At 57.1% G+C, this 17,686-nt stretch carries 20 protein-coding genes; 8 read left to right on the top strand and 12 right to left on the bottom strand.

The genetic code is table 11. The features are described from left to right. Positions 1-7: 7 nt before the first annotated feature. From proW to L362_RS09515, 7 genes are all read right to left on the bottom strand, one after another. Positions 8-1,072 (bottom strand): glycine betaine/L-proline ABC transporter permease ProW, encoded by a 1,065-nt coding sequence (gene proW / locus L362_RS09485; RefSeq protein ID WP_008502575.1) that lies wholly within the window; start codon positions 1,070-1,072, stop codon positions 8-10. Then, the gene (gene proV, locus L362_RS09490) at positions 1,065-2,267 is read right to left on the bottom strand and encodes a glycine betaine/L-proline ABC transporter ATP-binding protein ProV (RefSeq protein WP_008502574.1); all 1,203 of its coding nucleotides are present in this window, start codon (positions 2,265-2,267) and stop codon (positions 1,065-1,067) included. Before proV ends, proW begins: the two co-directional genes overlap by 8 nt. 330 nt (positions 2,268-2,597) lie before the next feature. Further along, positions 2,598-3,557 (bottom strand): class 1b ribonucleoside-diphosphate reductase subunit beta, encoded by a 960-nt coding sequence (gene nrdF, locus L362_RS09495; protein WP_023344780.1) that lies wholly within the window; start codon positions 3,555-3,557, stop codon positions 2,598-2,600. A gap of 9 nt (positions 3,558-3,566) precedes the next feature. Next, complete coding sequence (gene nrdE / locus L362_RS09500) at positions 3,567-5,711, bottom strand: class 1b ribonucleoside-diphosphate reductase subunit alpha (protein WP_023344779.1); 2,145 nt, start codon at positions 5,709-5,711, stop codon at positions 3,567-3,569. Then, the gene (gene nrdI / locus L362_RS09505) at positions 5,684-6,094 is read right to left on the bottom strand and encodes a class Ib ribonucleoside-diphosphate reductase assembly flavoprotein NrdI (protein ID WP_023344778.1); all 411 of its coding nucleotides are present in this window, start codon (positions 6,092-6,094) and stop codon (positions 5,684-5,686) included. The genes nrdE and nrdI overlap by 28 nt, the downstream gene beginning before the upstream one ends. Then, a complete protein-coding gene (gene nrdH / locus L362_RS09510; protein WP_008502570.1) occupies positions 6,091-6,330 on the bottom strand; it encodes a glutaredoxin-like protein NrdH in 240 nt (79 codons plus the stop codon). The genes nrdI and nrdH overlap by 4 nt, the downstream gene beginning before the upstream one ends. 243 nt (positions 6,331-6,573) lie before the next feature. Then, positions 6,574-6,900, bottom strand: a complete 327-nt coding sequence (locus L362_RS09515; protein WP_008502569.1) for an ElaB/YgaM/YqjD family protein — start codon at positions 6,898-6,900, stop codon at positions 6,574-6,576. A gap of 160 nt (positions 6,901-7,060) precedes the next feature. Here L362_RS09515 and L362_RS09520 point away from each other — a divergent pair, with 160 nt between their 5' ends. Further along, on the top strand, positions 7,061-7,405 hold the full coding sequence (locus tag L362_RS09520) for a DUF2002 family protein (RefSeq protein WP_008502568.1): 345 nt from the start codon (positions 7,061-7,063) through the stop codon (positions 7,403-7,405). Between the two features lie 32 nt (positions 7,406-7,437). Here L362_RS09520 and alaE read toward each other — a convergent pair whose 3' ends face one another. Then, entirely contained in the window at positions 7,438-7,887 is a 450-nt protein-coding gene (alaE, locus tag L362_RS09525) for an L-alanine exporter AlaE (RefSeq protein WP_023294397.1), read from the bottom strand. A gap of 492 nt (positions 7,888-8,379) precedes the next feature. Here alaE and stpA point away from each other — a divergent pair, with 492 nt between their 5' ends. Then, complete coding sequence (gene stpA, locus L362_RS09530) at positions 8,380-8,784, top strand: DNA-binding protein StpA (protein WP_008502566.1); 405 nt, start codon at positions 8,380-8,382, stop codon at positions 8,782-8,784. A gap of 38 nt (positions 8,785-8,822) precedes the next feature. Here stpA and L362_RS09535 read toward each other — a convergent pair whose 3' ends face one another. The 3 genes from L362_RS09535 to L362_RS09545 form a co-directional block, all read right to left on the bottom strand. Next, positions 8,823-9,002 carry a hypothetical protein gene (locus L362_RS09535; protein WP_008502565.1) on the bottom strand — a complete coding sequence of 60 codons (180 nt, stop codon included), beginning with the start codon at positions 9,000-9,002 and terminating at the stop codon, positions 8,823-8,825. A gap of 79 nt (positions 9,003-9,081) precedes the next feature. After that, positions 9,082-9,603, bottom strand: a complete 522-nt coding sequence (locus L362_RS09540) for a rhodanese family protein (protein ID WP_023344777.1) — start codon at positions 9,601-9,603, stop codon at positions 9,082-9,084. Between the two features lie 9 nt (positions 9,604-9,612). After that, positions 9,613-9,912 (bottom strand): ArsR/SmtB family transcription factor, encoded by a 300-nt coding sequence (locus L362_RS09545; protein ID WP_008502563.1) that lies wholly within the window; start codon positions 9,910-9,912, stop codon positions 9,613-9,615. Positions 9,913-10,093: 181 nt separating this feature from the next. Between L362_RS09545 and L362_RS09550 the strand changes: the two genes are divergently transcribed. Continuing rightward, a complete protein-coding gene (locus L362_RS09550; RefSeq protein WP_008502562.1) occupies positions 10,094-10,252 on the top strand; it encodes a YqaE/Pmp3 family membrane protein in 159 nt (52 codons plus the stop codon). Here L362_RS09550 and L362_RS09555 read toward each other — a convergent pair. Beyond that, positions 10,249-11,178, bottom strand: a complete 930-nt coding sequence (locus L362_RS09555; protein WP_008502561.1) for a LysR substrate-binding domain-containing protein — start codon at positions 11,176-11,178, stop codon at positions 10,249-10,251. The genes L362_RS09550 and L362_RS09555 overlap by 4 nt on opposite strands. Positions 11,179-11,497: 319 nt before the next feature. Here L362_RS09555 and L362_RS09560 point away from each other — a divergent pair, with 319 nt between their 5' ends. The 5 genes from L362_RS09560 (at position 11,498) to L362_RS09580 (ending at position 17,686) form a co-directional block, all read left to right on the top strand. Beyond that, positions 11,498-12,103 (top strand): ankyrin repeat domain-containing protein, encoded by a 606-nt coding sequence (locus L362_RS09560; RefSeq protein WP_008502560.1) that lies wholly within the window; start codon positions 11,498-11,500, stop codon positions 12,101-12,103. Between the two features lie 108 nt (positions 12,104-12,211). After that, complete coding sequence (fdrA, locus tag L362_RS09565) at positions 12,212-13,753, top strand: acyl-CoA synthetase FdrA (RefSeq protein WP_023344776.1); 1,542 nt, start codon at positions 12,212-12,214, stop codon at positions 13,751-13,753. Further along, positions 13,753-15,168, top strand: a complete 1,416-nt coding sequence (locus L362_RS09570; RefSeq protein ID WP_023344775.1) for a YlbE family protein — start codon at positions 13,753-13,755, stop codon at positions 15,166-15,168. Before fdrA ends, L362_RS09570 begins: the two co-directional genes overlap by 1 nt. 11 nt (positions 15,169-15,179) lie before the next feature. Beyond that, positions 15,180-16,733, top strand: a complete 1,554-nt coding sequence (locus L362_RS09575) for a hypothetical protein (protein ID WP_008502557.1) — start codon at positions 15,180-15,182, stop codon at positions 16,731-16,733. Next, positions 16,730-17,686, top strand: coding sequence for a carbamate kinase family protein (locus L362_RS09580; protein WP_023344774.1), 957 nt, complete (start codon positions 16,730-16,732; stop codon positions 17,684-17,686). Before L362_RS09575 ends, L362_RS09580 begins: the two co-directional genes overlap by 4 nt.

Genomic DNA, 17,686 nt, shown 5'->3' with positions numbered 1-17,686 from the left:
TTGTTCCTTATTTTCTAAAGGGGCGGGTGAGTAACCCAACAGGGCCGGTGGAATACCAGCGACGGTTGCCGCGACTGCGTGAATCGCGACCGACGGCCTGGGTCAGGCGGTCAAGAATAATGGCGAGGATCACAATCCCGACGCCGCCGACGGTAGCCAGCCCCATGTCGAGACGGCCAATGCCGCGCAGCACCATCTGACCGAGACCGCCAACGGCGATCATCGAGGCAATCACCACCATCGAAAGGGCCAGCATCAGCGTCTGGTTAACGCCCGCCATGATGGTCGGCATCGCCAGCGGGAGCTGAACCTTAAACAGCATCTGGCGCGGGCTGGCACCGAACGAGCGTGACGCTTCGATCAGGTCCGCAGGCACCTGATTGATCCCGAGAATGGTCAGACGAATAATCGGCGGCAGGGCAAAGATAATGGTGACCACCACGCCCGGCACGTTGCCGATGCCGAACAGCATCACAATCGGCACCAGATAGACGAACGCCGGAGTGGTCTGCATCGCATCCAGCAGCGGGCGAATTATCTTCGCGGCCCGCGGGCTGCGCGCCAGCCAGATCCCCATCGGCAGGCCGATGACGATGCAGAAGAGCAGGGCGGTCAGCACCAGCGCCAGGGTGATCATCGCCTGCGACCAGGCCCCAATCGCGCCGATGGCAATCAGCGAAATCAGCGTGGCGACACCCATCCCGGCGCTGCCAAACTGCCAGGCGATCAGGGAGAACAGGATAATCGCCACCGGTGCCGGCATGCCCAGCATCAGCTGCTGGAAGCCGTTCAGGATGTAATCCACCGGGATGCGGATCCCCTGGAAAACCGGGCGGAAGTGCGTGACCACCCAGTCGATCCCCTCCGTGACCCAGCTGTCCAGCGGGATCAGCGTCTTGTGGAACGGATCCATAATATTGAAGTGCTCTGGCGCAGGCGCGGGTGCGCTGTTCAGCCAGTCCGCCGCACCGCCACCGTCGGCGGGTGCTGGCGTGGAACCCCACGCGTCGGCGGATTGCGCAGCGTTGTCCGCCGCTTCAGTGGTGCCCCACGGGTTAGTTTGATCAGCCATTATTTGCCCCCTCGCGATCTAAAGCCTGCAGCAGCATCCGTTTGGAGATGATGCCGACGTACTGTTGTTCCTCACCCACGACCGGTACGGCGCAAGGCGCCTGCCCCACGTGAGAGAGCAACTCGCTGAGCGGCGTTTCGGCGTCCACGGCAAGCGGAGCGTCAATTAACGCCGCATCGATGCCCTGGTTTTCGCTGAGCGCGGTTTTCAGAGAATCGATGGAGACAACACCGACAAATTTATTGCCGCGTTCAACCAGATAACCATATTCACGGTCTTCGTCCTGCAGCAGCTTCAGCGCGGAGCGCGGGCCGAAGCCAGGCGTTTTACGGATAATGCCGTTTGGCGTTCGACGGGCAATATCTTTGGCGCTAAAGACCTGGCTAATATCCACGCCGCGGAAGAAGGTGCGCACATAATCATTTGCCGGATTATTGAGAATTTCATCCGGCGTGCCGACCTGCACCACTTCACCATTTTGCATAATGGCAATACGGTCGCCAATACGCATGGCTTCATCCAAATCGTGGGAAATAAAGACAATGGTCCGCTGATGTTTCGCCTGTAATTTTACCAGCTCATCCTGCATCTCGGTGCGAATTAACGGATCGAGGGCAGAGAAGGCTTCGTCCATTAATAAAATGTCTGGATTAATGGCTAATGCGCGGGCTAATCCCACGCGCTGACGCATGCCGCCGGAAAGTTCATCCGGGTACGCATGCGCATAATTTTCCAGCCCAACCTGACGCAGGGCGTCAAGGGCTTTTTCCTGACGTTCCTGCGCGGGTGTGCCGGCTAATTCCATGCCGAAAGCGGTATTATCCAGCACCGTCATATGTGGCATCAGCGCGAATGACTGGAATACCATCGCAATCTTCTTTCTGCGCACCTCGCGAAGCTCGGCGTCTGATATTCTGGCGATATCCACGCCGTCAATCAGCACCTGTCCGCGGGTGGGTTCAATCAGGCGATTGAGAAGGCGAACCATAGTGGATTTACCCGAACCGGATAATCCCATGATGACAAAAATCTCGCCTTCTTCAATGGCCAGACTGGCGTCTTTAACGCCAAGCGATAGCCCGGTTTTTTCCAGAATTTGCTCTTTCGAAAGGCCTTTCTCAATATATTTGAATGCGCGCTGAGGATGCTCGCCAAATACTTTATAAAGATTTTTCACTTCTAATTTAATTGCCATGCAATAGAGAGTGTCCTGTTATTTGTTTATGTCGATATGATTACCATGGTAAATTGTTAACGGGCATAACCCTAACATACTGAGAATCTGAGACAACCCTGGGTTTGCTTATGGCGTAAATTTTCAGGGAGGCGAAACGGCTGAATTTCCCATGAGTAAAGGGCTGAGCGGGATTTGAATTTTTCTCAATTTTTTGCTGCGGCATCGGGGAATTTCGCCTGAATCGGGTGATTCAGGCGAATAGGGCACGGAAATGACAGTGTAGTTGCTTTGTAAATATTGGAGAGGAAATTGTTGGGTTTATATTAAATTAACGAACGTTAACGTTCATTAAAAATCCCAGTCCTCATCCTCGGTTTCCACCGCTTTGCCCATCACGTACGACGAACCCGACCCGGAGAAGAAATCGTGGTTTTCGTCGGCGTTGGGCGACAGCGCGGAGAGAATCGCCGGGTTAACCTCCGCCAGTTCCGGCGGGAACAGCGCGTCGTAGCCGAGATTCATCAGCGCCTTGTTGGCGTTGTAGCAGAGGAAGGCTTTCACGTCCTCCTCCCAGCCGGTGCCGGCGTACAGTTCCTCGGTATAGCTCAGCTCGTTGTCGTACAGATCCATCAGCAAATCGAGCGCAAACCCTTTAAGCTCCTCGCGCTCCGCGTCGCTGACCTTTTCCAGCCCTTTCTGATATTTATAGCCGATGTAATACCCGTGCACCGCTTCATCCCGGATGATGAGGCGAATCAAATCGGCGGTGTTGGTGAGCTTGCCGCGGCTTGACCAGTACATGGGCAGCCAGAAGCCAGAATAGAAGAGGAATGATTCCAGAAACACGCTGGCGATCTTCTTCTTCAGCGGCTCGTCGGCCCGATAATACGTCAGCACCAGCTCCGCCTTTCTTTGTAACGACTCGCTCGCTTCGCTCCAGGCGTAGGCCGCGTCCACGTCTTTGGTCTGGCACAGCGTGGAGAAAATCGAGCTGTAGGAGCGGGCGTGCACCGCCTCCATAAAGCTGATGTTCGACATCACCGCCTCTTCGTGCGGCGTCAGCGCGTCACCCATCAGAGCCGGTGCGCCAACGGTATTCTGAATGGTGTCCAGCAGCGTCAGGCCGGTAAAGACGCGGATCGTTAGCTGCTGCTCGGTGTGGCTCAGGGTTTGCCAGGCCGGAATATCGTTGGAGAGCGGGACCTTTTCCGGCAGCCAGAAGTTGCTGGTCAGGCGGTTCCACACTTCCAGATCTTTCTCGTCCTGGATCTTGTTCCAGTTAACGGCGCTCACGCGTGACAGTTTCATCCTTTCTCCTTACAGCGCGCAGGACACGCAGCCTTCGATTTCGGTGCCTTCCAGCGCAAGCTGGCGCAGGCGAATGTAGTAGAGCGTCTTGATACCTTTCTTCCACGCGTAGATCTGCGCTTTGTTGATGTCCCGCGTGGTGGCGGTATCCGGGAAGAACAGCGTCAGCGACAGCCCCTGATCCACGTGTTTCGTCGCCTCGGCGTAGGTATCGATGATTTTTTCCGGGCCAATCTCGTATGCGTCCTGATACAGCGCCAGGTTCTCGTTGATCATAAACGGGGCAGGGTAGTAAACGCGTCCGGTTTTGCCTTCTTTGCGAATTTCAATCTTCGACACGATCGGGTGAATGCTCGACGTGGCGTGGTTGATGTAGGAGATAGAGCCGGTTGGCGGCACCGCCTGCAGGTTCTGGTTGTAGATGCCGTAGCGCATCACGTCATCACGCAGCTGCTGCCACATCTCGCGCGTCGGCAGAACGATCCCGGCGCGGGCAAACAGCTCCCTTACTCGCGCCGTTTTCGGCTGCCAGTCGCCTTCCAGATACTGGCTGAAATACTCTCCGCTGGCGTAGCGCGACTGTTCAAAGCCCGCGAAACGCTGGTTGCGCTCGCGCGCCAGCATCATCGAGGTATGCAGCGCGTGCCAGGTGACGGTGTAAAAATAGAGGTTGGTGAAGTCCAGCCCTTCCGGGCTGCCGTAGGCGATGCCTTCCCGCGCCAGGTAGCCGTGCAGGTTCATCTGCCCGAGGCCAATGGCGTGCGACGCGGCGTTGCCCGCCTCGATGGACGGCACGCTGCGGATGTGGCTCATGTCCGACACCGCCGTCAGCCCGCGAATGGCGGTTTCTATCGTGCGGCCAAAGTCGGGGGAATCCATGGTGTGGGCGATATTCAGCGACCCGAGGTTGCAGGAGATGTCTTTGCCGATCTCCGCGTAGTCCAGATTCTCGTCATAGCGGGAGGCGCTGTTGACCTGCAAAATCTCCGAGCACAGGTTGCTCATGTTGATGCGTCCGGCAATCGGGTTTGCGCGGTTCACCGTGTCCTCGTACATGATGTACGGATAGCCGGACTCAAACTGAATTTCGGCAAGCGTCTGGAAGAAATCGCGGGCGTTGATGGTTTTTTTGCGGATGCGATCGTCTGCCAGCAGCTCGTCGTACAGCTCGCTTATCGCCACGTCGCCAAAGGCTTTGCCGTAAATCCGCTCGACGTCATACGGCGAGAAGAGCGCCATGTCGGCATTCTCTTTAGCCAGCTTAAAGGTGATATCCGGGATCACCACGCCCAGCGACAGGGTTTTTATGCGGATTTTTTCGTCGGCGTTTTCGCGCTTGGTATCGAGGAAACGCAGAATGTCGGGGTGGTGCGCGTGCAGATAAACCGCGCCCGCGCCCTGACGCGCGCCAAGCTGGTTGGCGTAGGAGAAGGCATCTTCCAGCATCTTCATGACCGGGATCACGCCGGAGGACTGGTTTTCGATGCGCTTAATCGGCGCGCCCGCTTCACGCAGGTTCGAGAGCATAAACGCCACGCCGCCGCCGCGTTTGGAGAGCTGCAGCGCCGAGTTCACCGCGCGGCCTATCGACTCCATATTATCTTCAATGCGCAGCAGGAAGCAGGAGACCAGTTCACCGCGCTGGGCTTTGCCGCAGTTGAGAAAGGTCGGCGTGGCGGGCTGGAAGCGGCCGGAGAGGATCTCGTCGGTGAGCTGTTGCGCCAGCGCTTCATCGCCCTGCGCCAGGGTCAGCGCGACCATCACCACGCGATCTTCAAAGCTTTCTAAGTAGCGCTTACCGTCGAAGGTCTTCAGGGTGTAGCTGGTGTAGAACTTCCACGCGCCAAGGAACGTCTGGAAACGAAAGCCGCTGGCGTGGGCGCGTTCAAACAGCTTCACGACGAAGGCGCGTGCGTAGCGGGTGAGGACGCGTGCGTCGTAGTAACCTTCGTTAACCAGGTGGTCGAGACGTTCATCCTGGCTCGCGAAGGTCACGCTGTTGGGCCGCACGTGGGCGGCAAAAAAGGCGTCCACCGCCTCACGGTCTTTATCAAACTGAATGCGTCCCTCCCGGTCATAGAGGTTAAGCATCGCGTTTAATGCGTGGTAATCCGGCGTCGCCTGTATTACCCGTTCTGCGGTTGTCGTTGCCAAAATTCGTTCACTCCTTTACGCACGTTTTCGACGTCCTGCTGCGTCCCCATCAGCTCAAAGCGATAGAGATACGGCACGCCGCATTTTTGAGAGATGACATCTCCGGCGCGGCCAAAGGCATCGCCGAAATTGCGATTGCCCGCCGCGATCACGCCTCGGATTAGCCCGCGGTTATGCGGATCGTTCAGAAAGCGGATCACCTGGCGAGGCACAGCGCCCGCCGTACCGCCGCCGCCGTAGCTGGGCACCACCAGAATGTACGGTTCTCCTACCCGGATGCGCTCCCGCTCGTTAAGGGGAATGCGCACCGCAGGCAGCCCGACGCGCTCAATAAAACGGAGCGTGTTTTCCGAGCTGCTGGAGAAGAAGACCAGCCGAATCATGCCCGTGCGGCCTGCGCGGCGATGCGGTTGATCATGTCCGGACGGAAGCCAGACCAGCTGGTCTCCCCGGCCACCACCACCGGAAGCTGACGGAAACCCTGCGCGCGAAGGGTATCGGCGGCCTCGGGCTGCTGGTCAATATTCACCATCTCAAACGCCACGCCGCGGCTTTCCATCGCCCGTTTGGTCGCGTGGCACTGAACACAATCGTTACGAGTGTAAATAATAATGCTCATGATTCGTATTTCCATTTAAAATGAGAGAGCGGCGCGAATCATCGCGTCAGGTTGTGTGTATCTTGCTAAAAGGAATACTAGATGTAGTTGTCTTAAGTTTCAACCATACAAGATATGGGAAATTTAGATTGATGATGCCCTGATGATGAGCACAGCGGGGCAGGGGGTGTTGTACGGGTTTTTCAGGCTTGCGGGCATTAAAAAGCCCCGGCGCCAGCGGCGACCGGGGCTAATGGCTCGCGCTTACTTACGCAGGCTAAGCAGAGCGCCGACGAAGATCCCGACTGCCGCTACCGTGCCGAGCGTGCAGAGCGGTTTTTCGCGCACGAAGGTCGTTGCGCAGCTGACGGCATCGCAGGCAGCCTGTGTGGTACGCGTGCGGCCATTTAGGCGTGCGCGGGTTTCACGGAGCAGAGACTGAGCCTTACGTTTTGCGGCATCCGCTTCGTCCTTCGCGTCACTTCCCCAGGATTTCAGCACCTCTTCCAGCGTGTCTGCTAATTGGCTGACATCATTACGAATATCCTGAGCGTCGTCGTTAATATCGTTTCGGTTCGGTCTGTTAAACATACGATCCTCCGTAATTTTGTGTTCCCGTTCAGTTTAGTTCAGAAATTTAATATCTGAAGCGCATCACGCGATATCCGCCAGTTTATGGACTATTCTGAAAGCCCTGCTAATGCTGAATACTGTAAGGTTGCCGGGCAGGAAAAGATAACGAGGAAAAGATATGTATTTACGACCTGACGAGGTGGCACGCGTTCTTGAAAAAGAGGGATTCACCATGGATGAGGTGACGCCAAAAGCGTATGGATATCGCCGTGGCGAGAATTATGTTTACGTTAATCGTGAAGCAAGAATGGGACGTACCGCTCTCATTATTCACCCGACGCTGAAAGACAGAAGTCTGTCATTTGCTGAGCCTGCCTCGGATATTAAAACCTGCGATCATTATCAGCAATTTCCGCTCTATTTAGGCGGAGAGACGCATGAGCATTATGGTATTCCGCATGGTTTCAGCTCGCGTATGGCGCTGGAACGGTTTTTGAAGGGACTGTTTGGCGACGTACAGTAAATTTGCGACTGGCCTGCGCCAGTCGCTTCACATCACGCTTTAGCCTGGCTGTACTGGCTGACCTTAAACAGGCGGCGACAGTAGTCGAGGAAATAGCCATATACCGCCCCCATCAGCATTGAAATCACAATATTCGAACTGACCGCCGCCGCGATCTGGTGCCAGTCCGCGCCCACCGTCAGCAGAATGGCCACGTAAACCGGCGACTGGAACGTCACATAGGCCAGAACGTCTGCCAGATTTTTCACCCAGCCTGCGGGGCTGACACGCCGCGCGAAGCGCATGACGGCATCGCGGTATAAACCGTAAGGCCAGGCAATAATAATATTGACCGGAATCGCCACCAGACGAGAAGAAAGTGACTGCTCGAAGGACATTCCGGAGAGGAATATTTCGATCAGCATGTTCACAACGGAACAGTAAACAACCATCGCGAAAGTATCCGCCACAGCATGGCGAAGGCGTGATTGCGGTGAGAACATGTCTGAACTCCTTGAGAAGAACACAAAAGAAACGATTTTCCCGAAGCGGTTAGTGCTTTAGGTTGGTTTGTTTGACGTGTATAGCGTATATCTCTACGTTTGAAGTAACAACTAGTGATTAATTTTTATTTAATCGCGTTTTGTCCACAAAATTCTCTAAAATTGATGGTTTTTTGTTCGCTTCGTTATAATCTGTCTCGTGCGATGATTTTTGGTTTTAAATCATTGGCTTAACTATCTTGATGTTGAAAGGTGAGTCAGTGCTTTTGTGGGGAGCGAAGAATGCTGAAATTTTGATTAAGGTTGACCCTTTATATTGCAGTGATGATTGAATCCCTGCGTATCGCTCAGACGTTATAAGATAATATTAACGGCGACAGTAAACATATTTACGCTATTGACTGGCCAGCCTGCGGGTAGATATTTCAGCGGAAATGAATTATTCTGTCGGTGATTTATCTATTTACCCTAAACAAAAGGTTTTCAAATAATATGTCTTTGACGTTACAGAATCTTAATAATATCCGAACTCTGCGCGCCATGGCACGCGAATTATCCCTGGACGTTCTTGAGGAAATGCTGGAAAAAGTCAGGGTCGTTGCTGAAGAGAAACGTAGTGAGCTGGCGGAATTAGAGCAGCAGAGAGCCGAGCAGCAGGAGAAAATTAATGCTCTGCTGGAGCGGATGAAAGCCGATGGTATTTCACCGACCGATCTGCTGGGCTCTGAACTGGCGCAGACGGGTAAATCCACGAAAAAGCGTAAGCCGCGTGAAGCGAAATACCGCTTTATTGACCAGAACGGTGAAGAGAAAACGTGGACCGGCCAGGGCCGTACGCCGAAGCCTATTGCCAGCGCGCTGGCAGAGGGGAAATCACTGGATGATTTTCTGATCTAATGCGTGAACCGGGCGGAACATACCGCCCGGCACTCTTTTCAGCAGACGCCGAAATCACCGTCTTCGGTATACGGCGCCAGCTCGGCGGCTTTCAGGGTATATTTCTCGCCTTGTTCATTGCTGGCCTGTACCGCCACCACGCTTTCACCGTTCACTTCGAGCACTTTCAGCTTCGGGCCGCCTTTACGCGGTTGTACATAATCACCGACAGAAAACATATTACCTCCTCATCGTTTTAGCGATCTTCACCTTAGCCCACGTATGACACCGGGTACAGCGTATTTCACCGATTACTGCTTATGAGGTACGCCGGTTCCAGGGCATCACCTTCAGCAGCCGCGCCATGCCGCAAAAACCGGTTACACCGGCGAACAGCAGCCCGGCCCCCACGAAGCCGCTGAGCAGGAAAAAGCCGTCTGAGACGCTATAGCCCAGCACTACGCCGCAGAGAATGAGCAGCCCGGCAGCGATTTGCACCTGACGCATCAGCGGCAGCGGCTGGGTTTTGTCTTCGACTGTCTGCAGACCCGCCTGCTTCCAGCCCTGAATGCCTCCTTCGACCACAAATGCCTGAGCGGGGGCGGCCGCCTGCGCAAGGCGATCGGCATTGCCTGAGGTGCGGGCGCCAGACTGGCAGTGAAAAATCACCGTTTCGCCCGCCTGCGTTTTAAGTCCGCCGGGTAAGGTATTCAGCGGCACGGACTGCGCGGCGGGAATATGCTCGCGGGCGTACTCGTCGGCATCACGAATATCAATCAGTTTTGCGCCATCGGCGATGCGGGCATTGGCCTCGCGCGGCGAAAGAAGGGGAAGTGACATGGCGGCTCCTTACGGGCAATAAAGGGTTTTCAGGGTGCTGATGAGCTGATGCACCGCGTCGTTTTTAATGAAATAGAGAATGCGCTGCGCCTCGCGGGTGCTGGCGATCAGGCCTTCCTCACGCATGCGCGCCAGATGCTGCGACGTGGCGGAAGGACTCAGGCCCGTCGCGCGGGCCAGCTCCCCCGCGCTGGTGCCGGGGGCGCCGCACAGCGTGCAGAGGATCAGCAGCCGACGCGGGTTGCTCATCGCTTTTAAAAGCGTTGCGGCCTGCTCTGCGCTGGCCTGAAGCTGTTCGAGTTCAGTCATAGTACTTTAGCGTTTACTTAATTAAGGCAATGCTAAAGTAATTGTGCGCCTTACGCCAGCGTAAAAAGCGTAAAAGAGGGTAAACGCGGAGCAGGGATCTGGCGCAGACAGGTAAACTGGCTATGCTTAGAAAGGGTTCTCTCTATTATTTTCAATGGATTAGCTTGCACGGGGTTTTAATATGGGTTTTTGGCGTATTGTTTTTACCATCCTGCTACCGCCGCTGGGCGTGCTGTTGGGCAAAGGGCTTGGCTGGGCGTTTATCATCAACATTCTTCTGACGCTGCTGGGCTACTTCCCCGGCCTCATACACGCGTTTTGGGTACAGAGCAAAAGCTAAGCGCGCCACAGTAAATCGCTATAGATATCGGTCAGCACCCCCGCTGGACCAAACTGCTGTTTGATCCAGCGCGTGACCTGGCCTGTCGCGGCATGCTGCGTGGCGAGCAGCATGCGCGAATCCTGACGCGGGTTATTGATACGCCGCGTCACCAGCAGCCCATCTTCCACCGCGTCCCGCGCCATATACTCCGGTAAAAAACCTATCCCTTCGCCCAGGATCTGACACTGGCATTTGGTATTAAAGTCCGGCACCAGAATCGCCTCCTGACCGTGCAGCAGCCAGCCCACCTTCTTGTTAATGGTGTGTGCGGTATCTTCCACCATGATGTTGGGATACAGGCGCAGCTGGCTCTCCGCTATCGGTTCCGGAACGAACGCCAGCGGATGCGCCGGCGCAATGGCAAACACCCAGCGGATGGCGCCGATCTCGGTGTAGTCAATTCCGCCGCCGTCGAGCAGCGTGTCCGGCGCGCCAATGGCGATATTGGCCTGGTTGTTGATGATCGAATCCCACACGCCGTTATAGACCTCCGTGGTGACGGTGATCTGGCAGGTAGGAAACTGCTTTTTCAGCACCTGGAGCAGCCGCGCGGTATGGCGCGGCGTATATAACAGCTGGTTGATACAGATGCGCACCCGCGCCTCGATGCCCTGTGAAATGGTATCAATCCCGCGCTTGATGGCGTGGAAGTCGTTAAGCAGGTCGGTGGCTTTGCGGTAAAAGTAGAACCCGGACTCGGTCAGCTCAATGCTGCGCGTGTTACGCACAAACAGCACCACGTCCAGCCCGGTTTCCATCCGCTTGATGGTGTAACTGATGGCCGAGGTGGTGACCCCCAGCTCGGCAGCCGCCTTGCTGAAGCTGCCGAAGCGTGCGGCGGTGGTAAAGGCCAGCAGGTTCTCTTCGGTAAAGATGGAATTCATATCACAGCTTCCTCAGTCATCAGTTTTGAACATATTTTAACAACGCCTTTACAACACATTTGAAGCCGATCACAGTTCTGACTCTTTACGCAGAGCCCCGTCATGCAAGGCTTTTTCAACCATAAGAATAATGCAGCCTGAGGCGCTAAAAAGCGGTTAAACATAAGAAAAAGGTTGCACGGACGCACGTTTTATCCCGACTGTTAAATTTATCTCAACAATGAATTCACTGTCGATGAATCATTTTTAAGCGGATTCTTTTATGACCAGGCTGTTGCTATTCTCGGGTCAAGAGCAATAAAACATCGGGAGTCTGAATATGTCTGCAACTGAACTGGTTACGGAATTTCTGCTGGCGGCAGAAGAGGGAAATAGCGATGCGCTAAAAGCCTGTCTGGAAAAAGGCGTGGATATTAACGCCACTAACCGCCAGAAAAGAACCGCCGTTACGATTGCCAGCCTGAAAAAACACTATTCCTGCGTGGCGTTATTAATTGCCGCCGGGGCAGATATTGATAAACAGGACCAGACCTGTTTTAACCCCTTCCTGATCAGCTGCCTGACGAACGATTTAACCCTCCTGCGGCTGGTATTACCCGCGAATCCGGATCTCGACCGCCTTACCCGCTTCGGCGGCGTGGGCATTACCCCTGCCAGTGAAAAAGGGCACGTGGAGATCGTGCGCGAGCTGCTGGAAAAAACCGACATTAACGTTAACCACACCAACTTTGTCGGCTGGACGCCGCTGCTGGAAGCCATCGTGTTAAACGACGGCGGTGCGAAACAGCAAGAGATTGTGAAGCTGCTGCTGGATCACGGCGCGAACCCGCACATGACCGACAAATACGGCAAAACCCCGCTCGAACTGGCGCGGGAGAAAGGCTTCACTGAGATTGCCGACCTGCTGCTGGCGGCGGGCGCGTAACACGACCGGTCAGCCCGTTCCGGCTGGCCGCTAATTTAAAAAAGCATTTTTACCGACGTGCATTTTGCACGACGGCGGCCTCCTTTTATCCGTAAACAGGTGCAAATAATGCCAACGAAAATCGTGATTAAAAAGAATACGTATTATGACTCCGTGTCATTAATGTCCGTTTCCACCAAAGCCAATAAATTGCCGGGCGTCGAGCAGGCCTTTGTCGCCATGGCGACGGAGATGAATAAGGGCGTATTAAAAAACCTCGGGCTGTTAACGCCGGAATTAAATGAGGCGAAAAACGGCGACCTGATGATCGTCATTAAAGGCGACGCGGCAAATGATGAAACCCTGGCGGCCATCGAAGCGCTGTTTACGCGTAAAGAGCCCGCGGGCTCCCATGAAGCGCGCTACGCGACGATTGCCAGCGCCAAAAAACATCGCCCGGAGAGCAACCTCGCGGTGATTTCCGTCAACGGCACCTTCGCTGCCCGCGAAGCGCGCCAGGCGCTGGAACACGATCTCAACGTGATGCTCTTCTCCGATAACGTGTCGCTCGACGACGAGCTGGCGCTGAAGCAGCTGGCGCACCAGAAAGGGCTGCTGATGATGGGGCCGGACTGCGGCACCGCCATTATCAACGGCGCGGGATTGTGCTTCGCCAACGCGGTGCGTCGCGGGCCGATTGGCATCGTCGGCGCGTCCGGCACCGGCAGCCAGGAGCTAAGCGTGCGCATCCATGAATTCGGCGGTGGCGTGTCGCAGCTGATTGGCACCGGCGGGCGCGATCTTAGCGCGAAGATCGGCGGCCTGATGATGCTCGACGCCATCGACATGCTGGAAGCCGACGAGGGCACAGAGGTGATTGCGCTGATCTCCAAGCCGCCGGCGCCAGCCGTGGCAGAGAAGGTGCTGGCCCGCGCCAAAGCCTGCCGCAAGCCGGTGGTTGTTTGCTTCCTCGGGCGCAATGAACCGCCCGCCGATGAGGACGGACTGCAGTTTGCGCGCGGCACCAAAGAGGCGGCGCTCAAGGCCGTTCTGCTTACCGGCATCAAAAAAGAGTCCCTCGATCTGCACCCGCTCAACTGGCCATTGATCGAAGAGGTGCGCGCCCGCCTGACCCCGCAGCAGAAGTACATTCGCGGCCTGTTCTGCGGCGGCACCCTGTGCGACGAGGCGATGTTTGCGGCGCTTGCGAAATTCGACGACGTCTACAGCAACATCCAGCCGGATCCGGCTAAGCGCCTGAGCGACATAAGCGTCAGTAAAGCCCATACCTTCCTCGACTTTGGCGACGATGAGTTCACCAACGGCAAGCCGCACCCGATGATCGACCCGACCAACCGCATCAGCCGCCTGCTGCAGGAGGCGCGCGATCCGGAAGTGGGCGTCATCGTGATGGACTTCGTGCTGGGCTTCGGCGCGCATGAGGATCCTGTAGGGGTGATGATCGAGGCGATCAAAGAGGCGCAGGCCATCGCGAAGGCCGATAACCGTCCGCTTGAGATCCTCGGCTACGTGCTCGGCACCGACCAGGATCCGCAGTCGCTGGCGCAGCAGTGCCAGCGGCTGACCGACGCAGGCGTCATCTGGGCCAGCAGCAGCACCAATACCGGATTACTGGCACGCGAATTTGTCTGCAAAGGGGAGAACGTATAATGACCACCTTATTCAACCAGCCGCTGAACGTCATTAACATCGGCATTGCGATGTTCAGCGACGATCTTAAAAAGCAGCACGTACCCGTGACCCAGCTCGACTGGACGCCGCCGGGGCAGGGCAATATGCAGGTGGTGGAAGCGCTCGACCAGCTGGCGAAAAAACCGCTGGCGGAGAAGATCGCCGCCGCTAACCAAATCGCCCTTGAGCGCATTATTCAGTCCCATCCGGTGCTGGTGGGGTATGACCAGGCGATTAACGTTGTGCCGGGGATGACCCACACCACCATTCTGCACGCCGGTCCGCCTGTTACCTGGGAAAACATGTGCGGCGCGATGAAGGGCGCGGTCACCGGTGCGCTGGTGTTTGAAGGTCTGGCGAAAGATCTGGACGACGCGGCACGGCTTGCCGCCTCCGGGGAGATCGCCTTCTCGCCGTGCCACGAGCATGACTGCGTGGGCTCCATGGCGGGCGTCACCTCTGCGTCGATGTTTATGCACATCGTGGAGAACAAAACCTACGGCAACCGCGCGTTCACCAACCTCAGCGAGCAGATGGCGAAGATCCTGCGCATGGGTGCCAACGATCAGAGCGTCATCGATCGCCTGAACTGGATGCGCGACGTGCTCGGCCCGATGCTGCGCGACGCCATGAACATTATCGGCGAAATCGACCTGCGCCTGATGCTGGCCCAGGCGCTGCACATGGGCGACGAGTGCCACAACCGCAACAATGCGGGCACCACGCTGCTGATCCAGGCGCTGACCCCGGGGCTGATCCAGGCGGGCTATCCGGTTGAGCAGCAGCGCGAGGTGTTCGAGTTTGTCGCCAGCAGCGACTACTTCTCCGGCCCGACGTGGATGGCGATGTGTAAAGCCGCGCTGGACGCTGCCCACGGCATTGAATACAGCACCGTCGTGACCACCATGGCGCGCAACGGCTACGAGTTCGGCCTGCGCGTCTCCGGCCTGCCGGGGCAGTGGTTCACCGGCCCGGCGCAGCAGGTGATTGGCCCGATGTTCGCGGGCTATAAGCCGGAGGATTCCGGGCTGGACATCGGCGACAGCGCGATCACCGAAACCTACGGCATCGGCGGCTTTGCGATGGCGACGGCACCGGCAATCGTGGCGCTGGTGGGCGGCACGGTGGAGGAAGCCATCGACTTCTCCCGTCAGATGCGCGAAATCACCCTTGGCGAAAACCCGAACGTCACCATTCCGCTGCTCTCCTTTATGGGGATCCCGACCGCCATCGACATCACGAAGGTCGCGGGCAGCGGCATTCTGCCGGTCATCAATACCGCCATTGCCCACAAAGACGCGGGCATCGGCATGATAGGGGCGGGCATCGTTCACCCGCCGTTTAGCTGTTTTGAAAAGGCGCTGTTGACCTTCCGCGATCGCTACTTTTTATAAGGCATGCATCCATGAAAAACATGAAACTGGAGTGGAAAAGAGGTGACTGGGCGGCGTATTTCGGGTTGATGACCAACAACCTGACCAATCTGCTGACCATGATGGGGTTGCTCATTTTTGTCGTCGGCATCCCGAAGGAGATTGTTTATGGACGCATTGCGCCAGCCTTCGGGCTGGCGGTATTGGCCGCGAGTATTTGCTATGCGTGGTTCGGCATGCAGATGGCGCGCCAGACCGGGCGTACGGACGTCACCGCGCTGCCGTCCGGCCCCAGCGCGCCGTCAATTTTTACCGTGACCTTCCTGGTGCTGATGCCGGTCTATCAGCAAACGGGCGATGCGGAGTTCGCGATTCAGATTGGCCTGGTGTGGTGCTTCGTGGAGGCGATGATCCTGGCGGGCGGTTCGTTCCTCGGTGAAACCATCCGCAAAATGATCCCGCGCACCGTGCTGCTGTCGTGCCTCTCCGGCCTGGGCCTGCTGCTGCTGGCGATGAACCCGATGCTGCAGGCGTTCGAAGCGCCCACCGTGTCGTTTATCGTGCTGCTGCTGATCTTTATTAACTGGTTCGGTAAAAAGCCGATTTTCGCCAAAATCCCGACCGGTCTGCTGTTGCTGATTGCCGGTACGGCCCTGGCGTGGATCTCCGGCCTGCAGAGCCCGGAAGCGATCAAAGCCTCCATGTCATCGTTCGGCTTTAACCCGCCGCAGGTGCATGTGGAGGGCTTCCTGCAGGGCTTGCCGCATGCGCTGCCGTATCTGGCCTCTGCCGTGCCGCTGGGGCTGGCGAACTACATCTTTGACCTGGAGAACATCGAAAGTGCCCATGCGGCGGGGGATGAATACCCGACGCGTAAAGTCATGCTGGCAAACGGTCTGGCGTCGATGCTCGGCTGCCTGATGGGGAACCCGTTCCCGGTGACGGTTTATGTCGGCCACCCGGGCTGGAAAGCGATGGGCGCGAGCATCGGCTACACGCTGGCTTCCGGCGTGACCATGTTCATCGTGCCGCTGTTCGGGCTGGGAGCCTTTATGCTCGCCATCATCCCGATGACCGCCATCGTACCGATTCTGGTGTTTATCGGCGTGGTCACCGCCAACCAGGTGGTGAGGGAGACGCCGAAAGTGGAAGTGCCGGTGATCTTCATCTGCCTGTTCCCGTGGATCGCCAACTGGGCGCTGACCATGATGAACAGCGTGATGGGGGCGGCGGGCACCAATGCCGCCAAAATCGGTACCGACGTGCTGCACAGCAAAGGGATCTACTACGAAGGACTCGTCCATCTGGGGAACGGGGCACCGCTCGCCAGTATGCTCTGGGGCTGTATCGCCATTTTCGCCATCATCAATAAACCGCTGCGCGGCGCCGTGGCTGCCGCGGGCGGGGCACTGCTGGCGCTGTTCGGGGTGATCCACGCGCCGGTGGTGGGCTTTGCCGAAGGCAGTTCGCTGATGTTCGTCACCGCGTATCTGATGATGGGCGGCATGTTTGTGGTGAAGCATTTTCTCGACAGCCGGGAAGTGACGAGCGCTGCGTCGGGTACTGTTGCGAAGGAGCACGTATGAAAGAGCTTATGGTCGTTGCCATCGGCGGCAACAGCATTATCAAAGACAACGCCAGCCAGTCGATTGAACATCAGGCGCAGGCGGTTAAAGCGGTGGCAGAGTCGGTGCTCGAAATGCTGGCCTCCGACTATGACATCGTGCTCACCCACGGAAACGGTCCGCAGGTGGGGCTGGATCTGCGCCGCGCCGAAATCGCCCACGAGCGGGAAGGGCTCCCGCTGACGCCGCTGGCAAACTGCGTGGCGGACACCCAGGGCGGCATCGGCTACCTCATCCAGCAGGCGCTGAACAACCGCCTGGCCGCACGCGGGGAGCAAAAAGCGGTCACGGTCGTCACGCAGGTGGAGGTGGATAAAAACGATCCGGGTTTCACGCACCCCACGAAGCCGATCGGCGCGTTCTTCAGCGAGGCGCAGCGCGACGAGCTGCAGCGCGCGCACCCGGACTGGCACTTTGTTGAGGATTCGGGCCGGGGATATCGTCGCGTGGTGGCCTCCCCGAAGCCGCTGCGCATTGTCGAGGCCGATGCGATCAAGACCCTGACGCAAAAAGGCTTTGTGGTGATTGGCGCGGGCGGCGGCGGTATTCCGGTGGTGCGCACTGAGCAGGGCGATTACCAGAGCGTCGACGCGGTGATCGATAAAGATCTCTCCACCGCGCTGCTGGCGCGCGAGATCCGCGCCGACGTGCTGGTGATCACCACCGGGGTCGAAAAAGTGTGCATCAACTTCGGCAAGCCGAACCAGCAGGCGCTGGACGCGGTGAGCGTGGCGCAGATGACGCGTTACAAAGACGAGGGCCATTTCCCGGCGGGCAGCATGCTGCCCAAAATCGTCGCCTCGCTGGCGTTTTTACACCACGGCGGCAAGCGCGTGATTATCACCTCGCCGGACTGCCTGCCCGCCGCGCTGCGCGGAGAAACCGGTACCCATATTGTGACTGAAGGAAGATAA

The sequence above is a fragment of the Enterobacter sp. MGH 16 genome (genome assembly GCF_000493175.1).
Lineage (GTDB): Bacteria > Pseudomonadota > Gammaproteobacteria > Enterobacterales > Enterobacteriaceae > Enterobacter > Enterobacter roggenkampii.
Note: the sequence above shows the minus strand (reverse complement) of the source record. Positions and strands in the feature narration are given on the sequence as shown.

Excerpts from the sequence above, each read along its gene's own strand:
- nrdH (WP_008502570.1), bottom strand. The coding sequence starts at position 6,330 with ATGAGCATTATTATTTACACTCGTAACGATTGTGTTCAGTGCCACGCG.
- L362_RS09515 (WP_008502569.1), bottom strand. The coding sequence starts at position 6,900 with ATGTTTAACAGACCGAACCGAAACGATATTAACGACGACGCTCAGGAT.
- L362_RS09580 (WP_023344774.1), top strand. The coding sequence starts at position 16,730 with ATGAAAGAGCTTATGGTCGTTGCCATCGGCGGCAACAGCATTATCAAA.
- L362_RS09540 (WP_023344777.1), bottom strand. The coding sequence starts at position 9,603 with ATGTCACTTCCCCTTCTTTCGCCGCGCGAGGCCAATGCCCGCATCGCC.
- L362_RS09535 (WP_008502565.1), bottom strand. The coding sequence starts at position 9,002 with ATGTTTTCTGTCGGTGATTATGTACAACCGCGTAAAGGCGGCCCGAAG.
- L362_RS09550 (WP_008502562.1), top strand. The coding sequence starts at position 10,094 with ATGGGTTTTTGGCGTATTGTTTTTACCATCCTGCTACCGCCGCTGGGC.
- nrdF (WP_023344780.1), bottom strand. The coding sequence starts at position 3,557 with ATGAAACTGTCACGCGTGAGCGCCGTTAACTGGAACAAGATCCAGGAC.
- L362_RS09545 (WP_008502563.1), bottom strand. The coding sequence starts at position 9,912 with ATGACTGAACTCGAACAGCTTCAGGCCAGCGCAGAGCAGGCCGCAACG.
- L362_RS09520 (WP_008502568.1), top strand. The coding sequence starts at position 7,061 with ATGTATTTACGACCTGACGAGGTGGCACGCGTTCTTGAAAAAGAGGGA.
- L362_RS09570 (WP_023344775.1), top strand. The coding sequence starts at position 13,753 with ATGACCACCTTATTCAACCAGCCGCTGAACGTCATTAACATCGGCATT.
- L362_RS09560 (WP_008502560.1), top strand. The coding sequence starts at position 11,498 with ATGTCTGCAACTGAACTGGTTACGGAATTTCTGCTGGCGGCAGAAGAG.
- nrdI (WP_023344778.1), bottom strand. The coding sequence starts at position 6,094 with ATGATTCGGCTGGTCTTCTTCTCCAGCAGCTCGGAAAACACGCTCCGT.
- proW (WP_008502575.1), bottom strand. The coding sequence starts at position 1,072 with ATGGCTGATCAAACTAACCCGTGGGGCACCACTGAAGCGGCGGACAAC.
- alaE (WP_023294397.1), bottom strand. The coding sequence starts at position 7,887 with ATGTTCTCACCGCAATCACGCCTTCGCCATGCTGTGGCGGATACTTTC.
- L362_RS09575 (WP_008502557.1), top strand. The coding sequence starts at position 15,180 with ATGAAAAACATGAAACTGGAGTGGAAAAGAGGTGACTGGGCGGCGTAT.
- L362_RS09555 (WP_008502561.1), bottom strand. The coding sequence starts at position 11,178 with ATGAATTCCATCTTTACCGAAGAGAACCTGCTGGCCTTTACCACCGCC.
- stpA (WP_008502566.1), top strand. The coding sequence starts at position 8,380 with ATGTCTTTGACGTTACAGAATCTTAATAATATCCGAACTCTGCGCGCC.
- proV (WP_008502574.1), bottom strand. The coding sequence starts at position 2,267 with ATGGCAATTAAATTAGAAGTGAAAAATCTTTATAAAGTATTTGGCGAG.
- fdrA (WP_023344776.1), top strand. The coding sequence starts at position 12,212 with ATGCCAACGAAAATCGTGATTAAAAAGAATACGTATTATGACTCCGTG.